Below are 20,326 nucleotides of genomic sequence, written 5' to 3'. Positions count from 1 at the left end.
TAAAAACAGGTATCAAAACCCAAACCTTAACCTTTTGCGTATGTACAGGCATTTTCACCGGTTCGTTTCGTTTGTTGCCGGCCCGTTGACAGTAAAAAACAACTTTCTGTTGGTAGCAGTCATGCTGCTGTGTACGCTTGCGGCACAGGCGCAAACCATTTTCCCGGTACAGTCTACCACCAGGATATTGCCCCCCTATTCTGTATACCTGGCCGATTATGCCGTGAATGGGAATGATAAGCTGCAGTGTATCCTGGTGAACAGGGATGCCACACAAACGACCTACCAGGTACGGTTACGCCTTACAGTCAAACTAAACGGGCGGATGATCATGCAAACCAGTCCCAGCTTTAATCCCACCGCCATCACCTTGTCGCCCAACGTAGCACAGGTATTTGCCGGGGCCACGCTGGAACCCTACCTCAAATCGGAAAACCTCGATTTTGTTGGCTATAGCCGGGACTTGTATGAGCAAAACCGTGCCCTTCCCGAAGGGTTTTATGAGATTGGTTTCGCGGCTTTTGACTATTACCGGCAGGATGTACAGGTAAGCAATGACGGGTATGGCTTTTATTTCCTGGCCAAAAATGAGCCTCCCCTGTTGAACCTGCCTGCCTGCGGGTCCAAAATACAACCCCAGTATTCATCACTCATCCGTTTTTCCTGGATGCCGCGCAATACCGCCTCTATCAATTCGGGCAACAGTACCTATTACCGGTATTTCCTGTATGAGATCAATCCGCGCGGTACCAACCCCAATGATATAGCCAATAGCCTGCCGCCTATTTATGTAGACAGTACGCCGTTGAACCAAACCTTCTTCGACCTGCTACCCACCCCTGTCCTGTTCCGGGACACTTTTGAATATGTGTGGCGCGTGCAGGCGGTAGACATCAATGGAGCTGATCTGTTCAGGAACAATGGCTTTAGCGAAGTATGCACTTTCACCTGGGGCGGCCCGGGCGCCAATCCCTATGGAAGTCTTGACAGCGTACTAAGCCTGAATGCCATTGGCGAAACTGAACGCAAAGGAAAGATGTGGTGGACCAAAGATCCTGTGAAGTTCGACGGGTATAAGGTGTATTATAAGAAAAGCGGCAGCGGTTATAACTGGTTCACCTCAGAAACAGAAGCCGATACGCTGCGCGTGTTCGATCTTCAACCCGATACAGAATATGAGTGCCGCATACAGGGCCGGAAGAATGGCAGTTATGGCATGTATTCGGACGTGCGTTATTTCCGTACTAAAAAGATCATCCCCGTTGAATGTAATAATGTGACGGATGTACCGGTTAGCAATAATAACCGCCCCATGATCAGCCTGCAACCGGGCGCCGTAATTACTTATCGCGATTTCGAGATCAGGGCCACTGATAGCATTGTATCCACCCAGGCCGGCTGGTTCTCCGGTAAAGGGGAAATAAGTCTCCCCTTCCTCGGCGGGCTGGTCTTCGCCGTAAAGTTCAACAACATTTATATTGATGATGCCGGTATGGTATCACAGGGCGAAGTGCATTTTGTAAGCCGTGATCTGCAGGAATGGTGGAAGGAGCAAAGGGATGCACAAAGCGGAGGTAATGATGTGGGCGATGTAATAACAGGTGATGGCGAAACAGACCATATTACCAATTATGAGATTGCTTCTGCAACCAGTATACAACCCGTTCTGCCAATCGTCAACGGAGTAACCAGCATTGTCATACTCAGGCCCGATGGTGGTAGAGATACCCTGGCCAACGTCACGCTGCCCTACACCATAAAAGACGTTAACGGCAATATCTACAATGTTGACAAAAACGGCAATGTTACCAAAGTAGGTAAAAGCGGAGGCTTGCCGGGCATGGACCCAGCCAGGCTCAATAAGATAGACCTGAGTAAGGCAAAAGTTGCCTTTAAGCCGCATCCATCACAGGTATATGGATTTGATGGCTGGCAACAAAGATTTGCCAATAATTTAATTATTGCCCGTGAATATGAAAAACTCACGGACAGTGTCAGCAACACCCCCTACTACGTATCCAGCAAGGCATTGGCTCCCGGCAAACCTGATAAGGTCATTGCAAAAATTGATATTACCGATCAAAATTATAAGGCCGATAGTGTAAAATTTGTAACCGGTAAAGGCATTGTATTCACCCCTGCCAAAACATCGGTAGCTGGTGAATATGAGGTAACCATTGTAGGAGGGCCGGCCGGTGATGCCCAGGAATTGTTTGCCGTTTATCCACAGGCAGGAGGTTATATAACACTGGGTAAACTCAAATTGCCTTCTTATGAGAACATCATGAAGGAAGTAGTGTTGATCCCTGTTCAGGACAGCATCACGGATATAGCTGGCATTCAACAGTACCTGAATGAGGTATATGGAAAAGTGAACGTCAGTTATAAAGTTTCCATCCAGCCCAAACTGACTTCCACTGCATGGGATACCCATCCGGATGGCGTTCTCGATGTTTCGGGCAGTAATCTGCTCACCAAGTATAGTTCAGAAATGAAGTCGCTGATCAGGACTTTCAAATCAGAGCGCGACTTCATAAAGGATAAACTGTACTTGTTTATTCTCAACCAGGCAAAAGACGAAGCTACTGTAGCTGGTGATATGCCAAGAGGCAACCAGTTTGGGTATATTTTCACCGGCGCCATTGGCAATGACCAGCAAAAACTGAGAAGGACCATTGCGCATGAAATCGGCCATGGCACCTTCAACCTTGTCCACCTCTTTGATGAAACCATTGACGTACCGAGGGGTTCCACCAGTAACCTGATGGATTACTCCGATTCTCCCACTGTTTCCCTATATAAATTTCAGTGGGACCAGATCCATGATCCGGGCCTGGTTACCGGCATCCTGGAAGATAATGACGAGGCTAAAGACGTGGTGGCTGTTTTACCACTCGACTCAAGCCTGTTGAATAATGATAAGAAGTATTTCACTTTCATTACACCTGGTGGACAAAGGATCTACCTGGAAAAAAGCAAATTAAGTTATCCTTACTTCTATTACGGCCTGTGTGATTGGGATAACAACAAGCGGTTATTCGGTACTTTAAATGGATTTACCTATGAAGAAGAAGGGAAGAAAACCGAATATGCAGCTCAATTTGACGGAGCTAATAATTTCACCGGCTATATCAGCGGATCAACGCCGTTCAACTACATAAAACCAACCGATAATACCCGTGAGGGATTCCTTTTCTACCTGTTAAAATCCAAAAACGACGACCAGGTGCCGCAATTGGGCGCCCATGTGGTGAAATTTGAACTGAAGAATGGTCTCCAGTTGGCGGATTATGAGAAAGGAAGCAGTGTAAAAGCCATTACCGTATTTGATTTTGCGCCCAGATTGTTTGACAATAACAGCGCCAGTGCAGTTGCCCGCCAGGAAAGGCCATTCAAGCCAAGTGTATTTATGACCGGAAAATGTAATGACCTGCCGGTTGATATACTGGAATCTATTATCCATAATTCAGAAAAACCTGAGATTGTTTATCTCCTCAGCATTGCGTATGCCAGGAAACATTATCCTGAACACTTTAATGCCTTCAGTCATCCCTGCTGGTATAGACGCTGGAAGCAAGGTATCAATTATCCGGTTTCCAACTTTTGCATCAGTAAAATGCTTGGTGGTTATAAATCATTGTTCGAGCATGAACTGATTGCAACCCCAAGCCTCGAGGAACTTGGCGATAACAATCCGTATGAGTTTTATAAATATTTCTATACGAAGTTGCTGGCGCACCTTGAAACAAGAGTTGCACAAACCCGCAATTTCCCCAACACGTATCAATATGCAACGGTAACGACCAGCCAGATCTTTGATTACCTGTACTTCGCTTCAGAGCAGGACATTCAGGGTCTGCCGATGAATACACGGATGGATTTCATCAAAGTGCTGTCGCAGTATACACTTTACGGACTGTATGGATCCATGAGTGGCGCCATTGGTCTGAAAACAGAACAGGAAGAACTAGCCTTTAAGCTTTTGAAGAATACGCCATCGCAGGAACTGGGCACGTTGATTGACAGGATGGCTAAAGAATTTGCCCGGAATACCAATGAAACTGTTCTCAAACGTTTGTGTGCAGATTTTAGTGGTTTCGACAATCCCCACCCGGTTGATGCCGGATTTGCAGGATGGACCAATTTTATTACCTGGTTGTTCGAAGCTATTAAGGCTAACAAACCCTGCCCGGATTGCCTGGTGGCCGAAAAGTTTGGTCTCCGGATCACCAACAAAGAAGTATTCAAGTTCTATCCCGGCTTCCTGAAAGGATTAGTCGGTGGAGGCAACTCTTATTTCAAGTCATTTAATGGTGATGGCACGAAAGTAAATCTGCAACACAAGAAAATATCATTCAGCGCCAATCCTACAGGTACCCTGCGGGTGAATGTAACAGAGCAGGCAGAGTCTTTCAAAGCGGTTGATCCCTATGAGTGGGTATTGGTTGAGTTCAGGGATTATTTCAGGCTGAACAGTAATCTCGCTTTCCAAAAGGGGCAAAAAATAAGACTACCCGCCATCATGGTGTATGCGCTGGTGAATGAAGAAAATAACCGCAGGATTGCCAGGGGAGTAGAATTAACGTTCGATGTGATACAGATCGCTGTTGGAGCTTATGAGATCAAGCTGGCAATACAGGGAGCTTCCGCACTGGGCAAAATCGGAGGGATAGCAAAAGGCATCATGGATATGGGTATAGGAGTTGCCGATATTGTGATTAATGATGTACTCTATACCAAACTGGTGCAAACCAAGCAAGGACAAAGGATCCTGGAAGCCTGGACCTATATACAGCTGGGCTATGGGCTGGCCAGCATGTCGGTGGAATTGAATGCACAGGCATTGCGGTTGAGGAACGAAGTAAATACTGCCCGGGCACAGGGATACCTGGAAAATGAGGGAGGTACCCAACAAACATTGACCGCCCAGGAACAAACCGCCCTCGATGACGTGGCAAGAAGCAGTGAAAATGCGGCTCGAACTGCATATAGTCCTTCCGCTGTACAAACAGCCGTCAACAACTTAAAAACCGGTAAGCTCGCCAATGCGGCACGCACGGTAGCATTCCTCGAAGCGGCGCCAGATGATGCTGTGAGAATGGCAATAGCCACTGAGTTGAATTCATTTGATCCGGCTACTATTATTAACCTGGAACGCTCATTGGCCAATAATACAGCATTGGGCAACAGCACCAGGGCTGCAGCACTCCGGGCGGCTTTTTATACAGACCCGGCCTGGCTGCAGATATACAGGATGTCCCAGCAGGAGGCGACCTTTGGCATGAAGTATTGGCTTATCAACGAAACCACCAAACCAGACGGTAAAATCAAATTACCGTTGGCGCTCGAAAGCGAAATTGAAGAGATCTCTATAACCTTTAGAGATGACAGGGGAAATCTCTCCACTACCACCATTAAAGACAAAGGAAAGGGGCCAAGCCCATTGGGGAAATTATTTGAAGCAGACTATATATCCAGGGCGGAAGATGCTTTCAGAACCGGTAATTTTGCAATAGTACCTGAATTACAGGCATTTTATAATCAAAACTATAGATTAACAGTAAGACAGGTACAAGTAAATATACCGGATGCCAAACCGATCATGGACGTGGTTCTTTTCCGGCGCAATGCTTTGACCGGAGCGGCAGATATTACCCAGCCTGCTATTTATGTGGAAACAAAAATTGATTTGAGCACTAACTATACACCTCCTCAGAATACATTTATCAATTCTTCCTATTGGGGAGCCAATGCACCGGCTATTCCTGTACTTCCTTACGGACAGCCTTCAGCCAGCTTGCAGGGATTATCAATAAGAATTGGCGATATTTATAAGGTGACAATGATGGACGGACATATTGAATTACTTAAAGTACCAAGATAAAAAATGAAAAAAGCTGATTTTGAAAGGATGTTGATTGCAGAACTGGGCACCTGGTTATCACTGGAAGGCTATTCTTTTGTAAAAGACCTAAGCGAATTCCAGGCCGAAACGCCGGTAGGCCTTGACCGTATCTACTGTAACTTATACCAACCAGTTAAAAATTACAGTGTGGCAGTGGCCGTGTATAAATATTTTAAAGAGGTAGAGAACTTCTGGACATTATACGGATCCATCCTTGGCTATGCAAGGCAGGATGTGACAACAGAGCGCACTTTATTTTTTAATCCTGTTAAAATAAAGAATAAGGAGTTCGATCTTTTCTCACAGGGGCCGCATTATGGGTTTGATGTGGAGCTGTCTGAGACCGGATGCCGGGAACTTATTCAAAAATTGAAAACCGATTTTGAGCAATTTGTCTTCCCTGTATTAAAGCAATACAACAGCATCGAAGCATTAGATAGTGTCCTGCATGATGATATTGACCGGCTTGCAGCCGATCCGCTACAATATTATATCAGTAAAGCCTGGTTGTTTAACTATGATATGCTGATGCTTAAATCACTGTTGATTGCAAAGCTGGCTAATAATCCTGCACAGGAAAGGATTTACGAAATAAATAAACAATACATCCTTCCTTTTATTGATGCAGGCGAACCTATGGGAGAGAAGATGCTAACAGTATTAGAAAAGATACATACCAGCTAACATTCGCTAACCAAAACCATTCACCCCACACCAAATAACCGCTTGATGAAAAAGACAACCTTATCCTTTCGCCCGGTCAAAACCCTGTGGCCGGTTTTATGGCTGCTGATGTGCTGGAGTACCGCTATGGCCGTTGATGGTCCCGGAGAGCAGGAAACCCGTGTGAAGCAAAAAGTGGACTATGTAAAAAACAATGGCCTGCTGGTATCGCAGCTTGATCCCAGTCAGCTTTCCACCCTACCCATCGGTATCGTAAAGGAAATTGATGGCAAGTCTTTCATCATCGCGGTAGACAGTGCGCGTATTACGCCCCAGGGCGGCTTCTTCAGCGCCTATGCGGCGGTGAAGCTACCCAATACGGCCGACGACGATTTCCTTGCCTTCGCCGCCAAAAACGTTTCCTTCAAGCCCAACGGAGGAATTGGTGTATCCTCCGCCACCCGCCTGATGCTGGTCTCGGAAAGAATCATCGAGATCAATGAAAAGGTAAAGCTCCGCCTGCTGGCCGATGGCAATAATTACATCGAATGGGATTGTAATGGCTTCCAGAGTATCAGCCTCAAAGGTGAATTCATCTTCGACAAAAGCATGATTGAGCCCGACCTCGATATGGACCCGGGCGCTGCCAATGTAAGAGCTACTTTTCAGGTAGTGGGACAACGTGGTTTAAACTTCCTTATCAATACCAGCATTTCCCCTTTCAAGATTGCAGGACTGGGTGATATGGCTTTTTCAGTAACAGATGCCACGGTAGACCTTAGCGATCTTTCGAACCCTACCGATTTTTATTACCCCACCGATTATCCTTCTTACTACGGGGGCGATGCCAACCTGTGGCGTGGCTTTTACCTGCGGGAATTAAAAGTAAAACTGCCCAAAGGCATTTCCACCAGCCAGGGACGCGCTATGTTTACCGCCCACCATGTGGTCATAGACGAAATGGGCTTTTCCGGTTTACTGGGCATACGCAACTTGTTTGATATTCATACCGGCTCCATTGATGGCTGGGCTTTCTCTGTGGATACCATCGGCATGCAGATACTGCAGAACCGACTGGTGGGCGGGGCATTGGGAGGCACCATGAACCTGCCTTTCCTCAAAGACGACACCCTGAGTTATGCCGCGGCCATAGAGCAACGGAATGGCGAGCTCAATTTCAGCTTCGTTATACAAACCAATGCCAACCATGTGTATAATATGGCCTGGGGCGGCACACTCAAACTGGATTCCGGCTCGCAGGTAATGGTGAAAAAGTACAATGGTAAGTTTACGGCCGGCGCTTTGCTTCATGGTTCCATCACGATTGCACAGCCGATCATTAATGTTGACCAACTGAAATTCCAGAACCTGGAGCTAAGTACCAGCAGTCCTTATATTATACGCGGCACTTTTGCCCTGACCAATTCAAATCCCGGCGCCACGCAGCCGCGCATGGCCAAGTTCCCCATCTCTGTAAGCAATATTGGTTTCGGCATTGATAATGGTAAGGCCTTTCTGAAAACGGATATTGCCCTCAACCTGATGAACTCGGAAGACAAAGGCTTTAGTGCAAAAACCTCCGTGAAGGTAATGGCCCAGATGACAGAAACAGTACAAACAACCCCCGATGGCACGGAGTACAAAAAACACAAATGGGTATATGATGGCCTGCAGTTCAGCGCTGTCAGCATAGCCGCCAAAATAGGATCGCTTGAACTGGACGGCACCCTCAATATATTTAACAACGATCCCCTGTACGGTGATGGGTTCCGCGGCAATATCAGCCTCAAATTCCCACCGCTGAAGAATCCCGCCCGTGCCAACGTTTACTTCGGCAGCAAAAACGAGAATGGCCAGGATTACCGTTACTGGCAGGCCAACCTGTATGTGCCGGTCAGGATCCCCATTGTAACGCCTATAGACCTCACCGGTATTCTGGGCGGACTTTCTTATCACATGCAGCGTGACCACCAGAATTCACATGCAACTTTCGCGGCCCTCACCAGCAGCAATATACCGCCTACTACCGATAGTGCGGGCCTGTCAAACAGGACAGCCGCTGATGAGTTTAAGTTTACCCCCAACCCCAACGTGGGGCTGGGTATTATGCTGGGTGTAACCCTGGTAGTTAAACGTGAAGAAGTTATCAATGCCGATGCTACGCTCGGCGTTGAATTTAATACCCACGGCGGCATCAACCAGATCTGGTTCAAGGGAGGCGCTTATTTCTTCTCCGGTATGAACCGCGATCGTAAGCATTTTGAATCTTCCGGTGATGTAGCTTCCCAAAGCTCAGCACCGGTAAAATGCTTCATTGATATGCTGTATGATAACCCCAACAAGGTTTTCCATGCCAGCATAAAGACCTATGTCAATATCGGGGGCGTGATGAAGGGAATGCACGATGCTGCCGGCCTGGTGGGAGAAGCCGTGGTGCACGTAGACCCACGCGACTGGTATATGTATATCGGCAGGCCCTCACAAATGATGGGGATGGACCTGATAGGTATTGTGAATGTTCGCTCCTACTTTATGATGGGCACCAAGATCGAGCGCATGCCACCACCGCCACCGCAGATATCGGAAATCCTTGGGGGCAACTGGACACCGCCCGATTTCGGGGGCCCCATGGCCTCGGGCAATGGCTTTGGATTTGGCGTTCACTTTGCCGCCCGCTTCCCCAAAAACGGCGATTTCACGATGGGACCCTTCTATGCCGGGTTCCAGATAGGCGCAGGAGCTGATATCATGATCACCCGCTACAATGGACAGGTGAATTGCGGTGGCAGCATTTTTAAACCAGGCATTGATGGCTGGTATGCAGCCGGCCAGGTATACGCTTACCTGCAGGGAAGCATTGGCATCAAGATCCGCAAAAAGAAATTCAGCATTATTGATGTAGGCGCCGCGGCCATCCTGCAGGCGCGCCTGCCTAAACCCACGTTTATGAAAGGAGCAGTGGGCGGCCGCTTCCGTATCCTCGGCGGATTGATCAAGGGCTCTGTACGGTTCACCTTCACCATCGGGCAGGATTGCGCACCGGTGAGCGGAGGCAGCGAAATTGACAATATCAAAGTGATCGAAAGTATGAAGCCCGACGACCAGGCTACGCTGGTCAGCGTATTTGCCAAGCCGACTGCCGTTTTCAATACCCCTATCAATACAGAAATGCCATTGGTGGAAGACGACGGCAACGTGCACATATACAGGATCACGCCGGTATCTGTTACGCTTACCAAGGTTTCCGATGGTTCCTCAGCGCCGGGCAACGTTCAATACAACAGTACCTATGATGCGGTTGTGTTCAATACTTCCATTAACCTGGCCGGTACTACTCCCTACAGGTTCAGGGTGGAAGTAAAATGGCAGGAAAAGATCAACGGCAACTGGGTGAACCCCGGCGGTTCCGGTACAGAAGACAAAGAGATAAGGGAAGTAGTTTTCACGACCAACAATGCACCCACTTCAGTGCCTGCTGAAAATATAGCTTATAGCTACCCGATCTCAAGACAATACAATTTTTATAAGAACCAGCACAGCTATGGATTTTTACAGTTGAAGACCGGACAGCCCGACGTATTCGCTACCAACGACCAGTTTGGACAATGGAGCGTTAAAGCCCGCTTCAAAAGCCAGTATGGTCAAATACTGGAGTCAGATGTAAGTTATGCCGGCAACCTGGCGGTCTTCAGTTTCCCGGCAGGTATCTCCAATAACAGCATTTATGAACTTTCCCTCGTGAAAGTACCGGTAGGCACCGTAACCGGTACAGGCATACAGGACAGCCTCTATATAAAGGAGGAGAATGTATATGTATCCGAAGCCACCAATACGCTGCAGGAAATGAACCAGGGCTTTTCGATGGATAACCAGGCGGAAATGGACGCCCTCAATGCCGCCAACACAACAGCCTATGACCCTAACCCGGAGGGAAGCACCATGATGGCTAGCCGCATAGCCAATACGCTGAGCGTAAATAACGAGCTCATCATCTACCGTATCAACTTCCGCAGCAGTATGTTTAATACGCTCAATGATAAGCTCGACGCACTGACCAATGCGCAGAATGCAGTGAATGTAATATCAGGAAATGTGACAGCCATTGGCAAACGCTTCTCCACGGTGGAAAGTTTCGATGAAGTGGAACTCTTTGGAAGAGGCAACAATGATGAGCCCCTCATCAGGCTGGGCGCCACGAACAACACATGGATCAACTGGTACATGCACCCGATGATGTATGAATATTATGGACAATTCAACTACAATGTAAACATCACCTGGCGCGATCCTACCTTGCTGGGCGATTACGATGAAAATGGCCAGTATGCGCCCATGAAAGCCGTGAAGCTGCACAACAACCTTAATCCCAATGGCTATATGCTTACCAATGAGCAGGTAAGCGCCGGCTATGCACCTGCCAAAGACGACGATGTGATGTTTGCTTATTACCTGTCGTGGTATTGTGCCAAAGACTTCCAGGAATTGAGAAACAAGGCTGCTGTCATCTACCTGGCCGAAGGCGTTACAGATATACCGCTCGGTGCAGAACGTCTGCTGTCATGGGGATTTAACGATCTCGTTCCGGGCACCTATGGTATTAAAGTGAACTATCACATGCCCGGTAACCCCTGGCCCATTACTACTAAACAACTCAACCTGCAACTCGGACAATAAACTTTAAAGTAAAATGCCGCACGTTATGAAAAAATGGATAACAGGTTTTGTACTGATCAGCGGAATGATTACGATGGTACAGGCGCAGGTAAATCCAACAGTCAAGGCTCCGGAAAAGCCAAAAGCACCGGAACAATCCAAGGCCCCGGCCCCACAAAATATACAGGGTATCCGGATGCTAGCTGATGGAAGAGGCGACACCATTGAACTAAGGTGGGCTCCCTCTACTCCCTTTCTATGGCAAATGGGCAATAAGTATGGCTATATACTGGAAAGGTTTGTACTGAAAGAAGACAGTACGATGGTGCCGGCCACTGCCAGGAAACGAAAGCTGCTCACTCCTACCCCCTTAATGCCGGCCAGCAAAGCCCGGTTCGACTCCATCGAATTGACAGATGACCGTGCCGCTATTGTTAAAGAGGCGATCTATGGCGATGAGTTCAAACTGGAAACTTCCATTAAAGGAGGTACCGGTATCCTGCACAAAAGCCAGGAACTGGACAACAGGTTTGGCTTCTCTTTATTAATCTGCGATATCTCCCCGGTATCGGCCAAAGCAGCCGCCCTTTCCTTTACTGATACAGATGTAAAACCAGGCAACCGCTATATCTATCGCATAAAGCTGGGGAAAGCTATTCCTAACTTCAATTACGAGCCGGGCATTATTGTAATAGATGCAAAAGAAAACTTCAAAGCCAATATTATCAGCGATCTGAATGGCACCTTCTCCGATAAGTCCGCTATCCTCAAATGGTCGGTATTCCTGCATGAGGGCGTTTACTCAGCTTATATCATTGAAAAGTCGGAAGATGGTCAGCATTTTAAAAACATTTCTTCCGAACCATTGATCACTACTTCCGAAAAGAAAAACCAGGAATACGCTTATTATGTCGACTCCCTGGCCGATAATACCCGGCAATACTATTACCGCATCAGGGGTATCACACCCTTTGGTGTAACCGGGCCTCCTTCCAATATATTTGCCGGCAAGGGCAAGGAGGAAATGACCACGCTCACCATTGTGGACAGCACCACCGTGCTCAGGAACGAAAAAGTGCGGTTGAGCTGGCACCTTGATAATCCCATGAACCAGGCGATAAAGGGTTTTTATGTGCTGCGGGCTTCAAAAGATGAAGGCCCCTACAAGGAACTGAATGCTACTTTGCTGCCCAAAGATGTTTTCACTTTTACCGATCCGTCTCCGGGACGCAGTAATTATTACCGTGTAAAAACCGTTTTGGCCAATGACGACATCTCCTTGTCTTTTTCACACCTCGCGTTGTTGATAGACAGCGTGCCGCCGGTACTGCCTTCAGACCTGGCAGGGACCATTGATTCATTGGGCATCGTACGTATAAAATGGACCAGTAATAAGGAAGAAGACCTGTTGGGCTACCGGGTATTCCGTTCCAACAACCAGCAGGAAGAATTTGTAGAAGTAACCAGGAATATCCTGGCCAGGCCAGCTTTTAAGGATACGGTGAACATCAACACCCTTACTTCAAAAGTATATTACAAAGTAATAGCCATTGATCAGAACTTCAACGCTTCCGCTTATTCAGCCGCGCTTGCATTGAAAAGGCCGGATACCATTCCGCCTGCGCCTCCTGTATTTGGACAGATCAGGAGAGTGGATACCACCATCCGCCTCGCCTTCATTTCAGGCCATGCCGATGACCTGGCCAAACAGGTGCTTTATCGCCAGCCCAGATCTTCTGATAGTTCAACAAAACTGGCGGAATGGACTGCGGGCAAAGAACCATCTGAATTCACAGACCGTCAGGGCCTGCACAACGGGGAGGTATATATTTATCGACTTGAAGCACACGACAGCACCGGCAATATAGCCAAAGCCCTATCCGGAGAAGTATTTTATGAAACCGGCATCAGGAAACCCATTGACCAGGTAACAGCCAAAGCAGAAAGAGAAAAACGCCTCATTGCCCTTCAATGGAAATATCCCGAAACAGGTATCCGTAAAATGATCATTTATCGCAACAAACAGGGCGAGCCTGCCACTATTTACCAGACATTAAATGAAAATCCGGGCAATTTTGAAGACAAAGAGCTAACCATCAACAACACTTATATCTATAAAATACAGGCTGTTTTTAATGGCGGCGCCAAATCGCCCGTCAGCAAAGATATTGTAGTAAAATATTAAGGGCTTATCGTAAAATGGTAACAGAACCTGTCATCTTTTTACGACCTTCTTTTGGATCAATGATGTAATAATAAGTACCAATGGGTAAGGGTTGGCCATTTTGTTTTCCATCCCAGGGTTGGTGATAGCCCGCCGACCGGAATACGAGTTGCCCGTACCTGTTATATATTTCTACTGTGTTGCCCGGGTAACTTTCCAGGTATTCGATATGCCATACATCATTGATCCCATCACCATTCGGTGTGAAGGTATTGGGCACTACCGGAAGTTTCCGCACCGTTACCTTCACCTCATCATATGCTGTACAGCCGGCTTTGCCGGTTACCGTAAGCCGGTAAGTTATATCATGGGTGGGTTTTATAACCGGTGTCAGCAAAGTATCATTCGTCAAATAGAACGATGGCGTCCACCGGTAATGCAGGCTGCTGCCCTGCGCCCGGGCATTTATCATAGCGCTTTCTCCTTCCAGGATAGTAAGATCCGGACCTGCCTCTACCCGGGGATAACCATAAATAGTTACCTGCCTGGTCACCGGCTCGCTGCTGCATCCTTTACTATTGGTTACAGTAAGCGCTATCAATTGCGTTCCTTCGCCGGCAAAAGCATAATCAATATCCTGCTTGTTCAGCGCAACGTGGTTCACCTGCCAGTTCCAGGCAATAATGGGCCAGGCGGCATCCCTGCTTTTATCTTTGAACAACAGCAGGCTGCCGGTACAGGCTTCTGCCGGAGAATCGAAACCGGCCACCGGACTGTTCACGATGTCGGTCACCTGCCGGCCGGCCGAAGCTGCACAACCTTTTTCAGAGGTCACCGTTAATTGCACGGTATAAGGGCCCAGGCCCTGGTAAAAATGGGTGGGGTGTTGTTGGTTGGAATAATTGGCAGTCCCGGAAGCCGGATCACCAAAATTCCAGTGATAACTAAATACAGGCGCTGTACTGCCGGGCAATGAAGAAAGATCGGTAAATGTGCTTTTTCCCAATGGCAGGCAAATAACAGGTATACGGAAATCGACCACCGGCAGTGGATCAATGACAAGCTGCGCAGTCACTACAGTACTCCTGCAGCCGCGGTCGGTCACTGCACGCAAGGACACCGGGTATTGGCCGGCGGCGGCAAAGGTATGTGACGCCGGAGTAATATTGGTAGTCACTACGGGCGACTGATCACCAAAATCCCAGGTCCACTCAGTGATCGTTTGCCCGGCAGCGCTTCCCACTGCCCTGAACTCAACAGGTCCTTCCTCGCAGGTGGAACCTGGTACCGTAAAAGAAGCTTGTGGCAATGCCCATACCGTAACGGTTTGTTCTTTTTCACTCCGGCAACCACCGTCAGCAATAAAACTGTATCGCAGCGTATGAATACCCGTTCCCGCTAAAGCGGGGTCGAATTGATGGGCAGCATTGATGCCCGGACCGCTGAAAGTGCCTGTGCCTGGTAAGCCATTGACCTCCCGCGCCTGTGTAATAAACAGTGGAGCCCCATCCACACATTGACCGGGCACCGGCAGGAATTCAAGCCGGGGCGTGGCATGCAAGGTAAACGTCTTTATTACCTCGTGTACACACAGGCTTCCCGACCAAGCCCGCATCCTCACTTGCTTTACTTCACTGGCCACACCCACCAGCGCAGGGTAAACGTATTCATATACCTTGCCCGGCACCGGCGTTTCATCCGTTACTACCTGCGCAGGTGTATTGGCCACATCCCAGCAGATCTCCAGCCGCGTGATCATTCCAAAATCCACCGATGAATGATTCACGATACGAATGGTGCTGTCATTGCAGGCACTACTACCCTGTTCTATGATAAAATCAGCTACCGGTGTAGCGCCATTCAATACAAAATTTTGTGTAACACTGTCTGCGCAACCATCCTTTGAAGTAACCCTCAGGCGAACGGGGTAATTACCGGCAGCCGTATACCGGTGCTGTCCATGTTGGGCAGCAGAAAAATTGGTATTGCCAGGCGCAGTAGGATCGCCAAAGTGCCAGGCATACACAAATTGCGCTTCTGAATGATCAGCAATGGTACTCTGATCGGTAAAACCCGCAAAGGGGTCCAGCAGGCAGGCCTCCGGCAATTGGAACTGAACGGCAGGAATGGGATGGACCGGTACCATCGCCGAAAAAATAGCGCTCTTGCAGCCTTTATCTGTTTCCACCTGCAGGGTCACCGGGTAATCGCCAGTCTGCGCATAGGTATAAGTAGCTGCACCTGCAGTAACCACCGGCGCGGTATGATCGCCAAAATCCCAGGTCCATTTTACCAGGGCATCGCCGGAGATCGTCGAGGCATCAGCAAACTGCACAGCCCTGCCTGCACAAGATGGCTGTACAGGGGTGAACCCGGCTACCGGCAATGCATGGATAATAACGGGCCGGCTCACGGTATCGCTGTGACATCCCTCTGCAGTAACAATAAAATGCGCTACTTCAAAAGTATCGGCAATGGTAAAAATATGGTCCGCTTGCAAAAGATTACCTGTATTGCCATCGCCAAAATCCCAGTGCGCCCCCGTGATATTCCTTCCCCGGCCGTCCGACTGATCGGTAAAATGAATGCCGGCGCCGGCGCAGCTATCAGTTTTGGTAATGGTAAAGTCTGCAGCGGCCTGCGCATACACAGATGAAAATACCTGCATTGCTTCACCTTTACATCCTTCCGGCGTAGTCACCAGCAGCCGGATAGCATAAGAACCCTGTGCTGAGAAAATATGAACAGGATGTTGCACCATGGCCGAATCAGGATTACCGGGACTGGCATGGGGATCATCAAAATACCATTTATACGAAAGGGCGCCTGCCGTGGATGGATTGGTTGACTGGTCTGTAAAGGTGGCCGCGCCATCGGGCAAACAAACCCTGGCCGGCAGGAGAAAGCCGGCAGTTGGCAGCGCATGAATAATGACCACCTGTTCAAAAGCTACGCTGTAACAATCTTCTATCGATCTTACCGTGAGCTTTACCGTATAAGTACCCGGGGTTGTATAAACATGTGTGAAAGGCGCGGGCGCTGTAACATGCGTTATGGCCGGCGTGCCATCGCCAAAATCCCAGCGCCATTCTTTTAAGGGCAGTGCATTGTACAAAAGAGAAGAGTCAGCAATAAGGATGCGGTCACCGGTACAATAATTCCCGGAGGCGCCAAACCGGGCTACCGGCGCTTGTTTGATGAGTATTGTCTTTGTTACCGTATCCGACACACACCCGATATCGCTCATGACAGCCATACGTACATTATAGTTACCGGGCAACGGGTAAATGTGATTAGGATGCTGAACCGAATCAATCGTATTATCCCCAAAATCCCAGAACCACTTCGTGGCAGTCCGGTCATCCAGGTTCGACACATCCACAAAGCCGGCAGCCGTTTCCGAGCAGGGGTTGACAGCATTGAAATTGGCCACAGGTTTATCGTACACTTCAAAATCATATTCTATCTCCTGTTGCCCTGAGCATCCCTGCCCTGTTGGATTATCAACAGTGACCTTCAGGGAGTAGACGCCCGGTGAATTATAAACATAACTACCGGACAGGTTATATACATACAACTGTTTGCCATTCCTGGTGAAAGTTTGGGAGTAAGCAGGCGCATTGTCTGTTACTGTAGGGTTCAGGGGTATATCCCATACCAGCCGGGCAGGTTGGTAAGGCAGCGTGAGGGCAATGGAAAAGGGAAGCTGGCTGCAGGCTGCCGGCGAATGGGTACTGGCGTTGCTGTTGGTGACGGTGAGGTATTGATATAAATCAATCACATTGGCCCCTGCGTTATAACCATAGGATTCAAGATTGCCATAACCATAGGCGATAGCGCTAAACCCGGTGTCGGCGCTTAACCGGTGCGGCCCACCCGTAACAGGTAAGCGGGCAATGGAATAAGCAGGATCAACCGGGTGTGGTGTAAACTGCGCTGCCTGTCCTGCGCCATCCAGCCTGAAGCTATTCACCGAACCGGATCTGATAATCACATTGATAAAATGGGAGGAGATCTGGTAATTGGGGGTAGAATTAAGGGTGATATTGCTGATCGTTTGTTCCACCGGGCTTACATAGATCATTTCAGGATCACCATTCATGCCGATCAGGTTATTGCCACACTCCTGCTGGGTGGTCATATACTGTGCCACCATTACAGGTTGTGAGGCTTCTATAATATCGGGGGTGCCGGAAGTATACTCATAATAGAAATTGCCCTGCAGCCCTGTGAGCGGTATGCCGTTGACAGTCACTTGCGTGGCCGGGTCACTGACAGCAATGCGGTAAAAATTATTGGGCATGCCCTGCGTGGGCCCCGTAAGGTATTTTTTACCCCATGCAGCCGCAGGAAAAGCCTGTTGCATAAGGTTATCCGCGCTGTTCTGGTTGTTGCTGCAGGCAATAAAGATCTTACCCGATCCGGAAAAGACAGCGATCTTCTTACACCCCGTAGTACCGCCGCTTACCGACCGTATCTTCGAGCCGGTAAGGTCTTCATCAGCAAGGACATTATAGATCTCCCCCTTCATCAGTGTCACCAGGAAAGGCGCCCCGGCAGCCCTGCCGCCGCGGGTGGTTTTGGAAGGAATGATCTCCACCTGCGTATCATCTTCAGTAGCCACTACATAAAAGAAAGAATAGGAACCCGGCTCATTTGACCGTTGCGTATAATTGACCGAGTAATAATCAATGCCTAATATATTGGTAGGGAAAAGTAAGGTGGCGCCCGAAACATTTTGGTTATAAATATGCGCATAAGCTACTACCGCCCTGTCGCTGGTAATATGGATGCCACGTTTATACAGCCCTTCATTGACCAACCGTGCATCATGCGGGCCCGACTTGGGGATCGGCGGGCTGGTAATTACCGCATTGGCCATCACACTGCCCGACCAGGACCAGCCTGTACCTGGTATTTCAATCTTAAAATTGGCATTTTGGGAAGAAGTGATGTAGAGCACCATCTCCTGCGCATTGGCCTGATTAACAGCAGTCATTTTAACGTGATTGCCATAACCTACCCAAAAGTCTCTCCCTTTATTCGAGAAATCCTGGGAAAAAACTATTGATGGTATCACTATCAATAGTAGTGCATAGGTATAAGGTTTCGGCATACAGTTAGTTTGGCGGCAAAATATCCAGGGATAAGAATTAATTAACACTGTTCCTGAATAGCAGTCACTAAAAATAACAGCTACACGAAAATATACTTTATTCGAACTAAATTCCAATACTTTTTTATATCTTAATTCCCTATTCTACCGTCCCCACTGTCGATCCTATCTTTTTATATTGTTAACCAAAACTTTTCTTATCATCATGAAAAAAACCTTTATCAGAAGTATGATTGCCATGCTTCTCCTATTGTTGCTTATTAAACCCTCAGCAACACAGGCCCAGCCCTTTTGCCCTATGCATATTTACAATAACTCCTCGTCCATAGGATTGGGGGTTACGTCGAGCGTTTACAATGATTTTGTAAATGGCGATTACCTGTTGACCATCATTGCAAGCGGGCGCGCAGATTGTATCTTTTTTGTAGACCAGCCGGTCAATGTCTCAAAAACGTCGGCCCTCAATACCATCATACCCAGTGCTTCGGCAGGCCCCGGTCTTGCCTTTACGTTTGGCAGCCCGCTCTGTAACGGAAGTTTGATCGACAATGAATTACAGACCGGCGCCCTGAGCATGATCATTAAGAAACAAAGCGGAGAAGAGTTTTTGAAGCTTAACTTTTTTGATAATGAGCTGAACGACTGTGAATACATTGCGTTTCCCGTCACCTTCGGACCATTCACCGGAAATTCGCTGGACAATCCCAAGCGGGTAAAATTGAATTGGACTACCTATATGGAAACAGACATGGGTTATTTCAGTGTTGAAAAAAGCAGTGACGGCGTTACCTATTACAAAATAGGACAGGTAACTGCTACAAACAACCCCAATGGCAGCAGCTATGAGTTTTATGATTATAGTCCTGTTAATCATGGGTTTTACAGGATTGTATCGATAGACCTTAACTGCCATAAGCAGTATACAAAGATTGTGTTTACTTCCTGTTCCGACTGCCCCACTACCTTCACGCCTCCATCCGTAACACCGGATTGCAGCTCCCCGGTTACATCGCCTTACATCAGTGGTGCTCCTTCTATTTGTGATAACAGCCGTCAGCTCTACCGGCTGAACGATCTTAAAGGCGAAGCGCAGGTAACCTGGAGCATTTCACCCGTTGGCGTGGCTACGCTTACACCGGTTAGCAGAATGGTGGCCGTTACGCCTATCGCCGGCGCTCCGGCTGCTGCTACGCTTACGGCAACAGTCGTCAAGAACGGCGTTACTTCTACCTATACCAAGGCCATCACTTTTGGCATCCCCTACATTCCGGTATCGCATAACAGGTCATCGCCCGCCCCCTGCACAGGCAATGTCACCTATACAGCCACTGTGTATCCGCTGTCGGGCACCAGTGGATACCATTACAATTGGTACCGGAATGGCGCTTACCTTGGCACCGGGCTCAGCCGCTCCTGGACACTCTCCCCGAACCAGGTTATCTACTATCAAATAATATATAATGGTCCTTGCGGACAATCAGTATACGATGGATCTTCAGGTGGTATAGCTATAGCCAGGAAAGCGCCCACTTATACGATAAGTGTTAATCCGGCAGGTTCAGATATCACCTTGCTGAAACCGTCCTGCCCGCCTCCGCCTCCGGAGCCTCGTCTTGGCAAAAGCCTGCAATTGTTCGAAAAAAGATCAGTGGATATAAAAGTATATGATATGTATGGCAACTTCCGGAAAGCGGCCACCATGAGCTCCACCGCCACCCGGTTTAACATCAGTGCCCGTGGTTTGCCATCAGGCTTATACTATATACACGTTACGGAGCCAGGCAGTGAGCCGGCTATATTGAAAGCGTGGATCGGAAAATAACCC

The 20,326-nt window shown here is 48.3% G+C and carries 6 protein-coding genes; 5 read left to right on the top strand and 1 reads right to left on the bottom strand.

What is annotated here, in order from left to right; all coding sequences use genetic code 11:
• Positions 1–40: 40 nt before the first annotated feature.
• The 4 genes from HB364_RS26340 to HB364_RS26325 are packed head-to-tail and all read left to right on the top strand — an operon-like array spanning position 41 to position 13,406.
• Positions 41–5,884 (top strand): fibronectin type III domain-containing protein, encoded by a 5,844-nt coding sequence (locus tag HB364_RS26340; RefSeq protein WP_167291409.1) that lies wholly within the window; start codon positions 41–43, stop codon positions 5,882–5,884.
• 3 nt (positions 5,885–5,887) lie between these two features.
• Positions 5,888–6,589, top strand: a complete 702-nt coding sequence (locus HB364_RS26335) for a hypothetical protein (protein ID WP_167291408.1) — start codon at positions 5,888–5,890, stop codon at positions 6,587–6,589.
• A gap of 45 nt (positions 6,590–6,634) precedes the next feature.
• Positions 6,635–11,242, top strand: a complete 4,608-nt coding sequence (locus tag HB364_RS26330) for a hypothetical protein (RefSeq protein ID WP_167291407.1) — start codon at positions 6,635–6,637, stop codon at positions 11,240–11,242.
• 25 nt (positions 11,243–11,267) lie between these two features.
• Positions 11,268–13,406: a fibronectin type III domain-containing protein gene (locus HB364_RS26325; protein WP_167291406.1), complete on the top strand. Its 2,139-nt coding sequence runs from the start codon at positions 11,268–11,270 to the stop codon at positions 13,404–13,406.
• Between the two features lie 4 nt (positions 13,407–13,410).
• Here the strand turns inward: HB364_RS26325 and HB364_RS26320 are convergent, their stop codons facing one another.
• Complete coding sequence (locus HB364_RS26320) at positions 13,411–18,501, bottom strand: PKD domain-containing protein (RefSeq protein WP_167291405.1); 5,091 nt, start codon at positions 18,499–18,501, stop codon at positions 13,411–13,413.
• Between the two features lie 205 nt (positions 18,502–18,706).
• On the opposite strand from HB364_RS26320, the gene HB364_RS26315 reads away from it, so the two are divergent.
• Positions 18,707–20,323: a hypothetical protein gene (locus HB364_RS26315; protein WP_167291404.1), complete on the top strand. Its 1,617-nt coding sequence runs from the start codon at positions 18,707–18,709 to the stop codon at positions 20,321–20,323.
• Positions 20,324–20,326: the final 3 nt, after the last annotated feature.

Origin of the sequence: Paraflavitalea devenefica (assembly GCF_011759375.1) — a bacterium.
In the GTDB taxonomy this organism is placed as follows: domain Bacteria; phylum Bacteroidota; class Bacteroidia; order Chitinophagales; family Chitinophagaceae; genus Paraflavitalea; species Paraflavitalea devenefica.
The sequence above is the reverse complement of the archived record's forward strand: the minus strand, read 5'-3'. Positions and strand labels throughout refer to the sequence as shown.

Excerpts from the sequence above, each read along its gene's own strand:
- HB364_RS26330 (WP_167291407.1), top strand. The coding sequence starts at position 6,635 with ATGAAAAAGACAACCTTATCCTTTCGCCCGGTCAAAACCCTGTGGCCG.
- HB364_RS26315 (WP_167291404.1), top strand. The coding sequence starts at position 18,707 with ATGAAAAAAACCTTTATCAGAAGTATGATTGCCATGCTTCTCCTATTG.
- HB364_RS26335 (WP_167291408.1), top strand. The coding sequence starts at position 5,888 with ATGAAAAAAGCTGATTTTGAAAGGATGTTGATTGCAGAACTGGGCACC.
- HB364_RS26340 (WP_167291409.1), top strand. The coding sequence starts at position 41 with ATGTACAGGCATTTTCACCGGTTCGTTTCGTTTGTTGCCGGCCCGTTG.
- HB364_RS26320 (WP_167291405.1), bottom strand. The coding sequence starts at position 18,501 with ATGCCGAAACCTTATACCTATGCACTACTATTGATAGTGATACCATCA.
- HB364_RS26325 (WP_167291406.1), top strand. The coding sequence starts at position 11,268 with ATGAAAAAATGGATAACAGGTTTTGTACTGATCAGCGGAATGATTACG.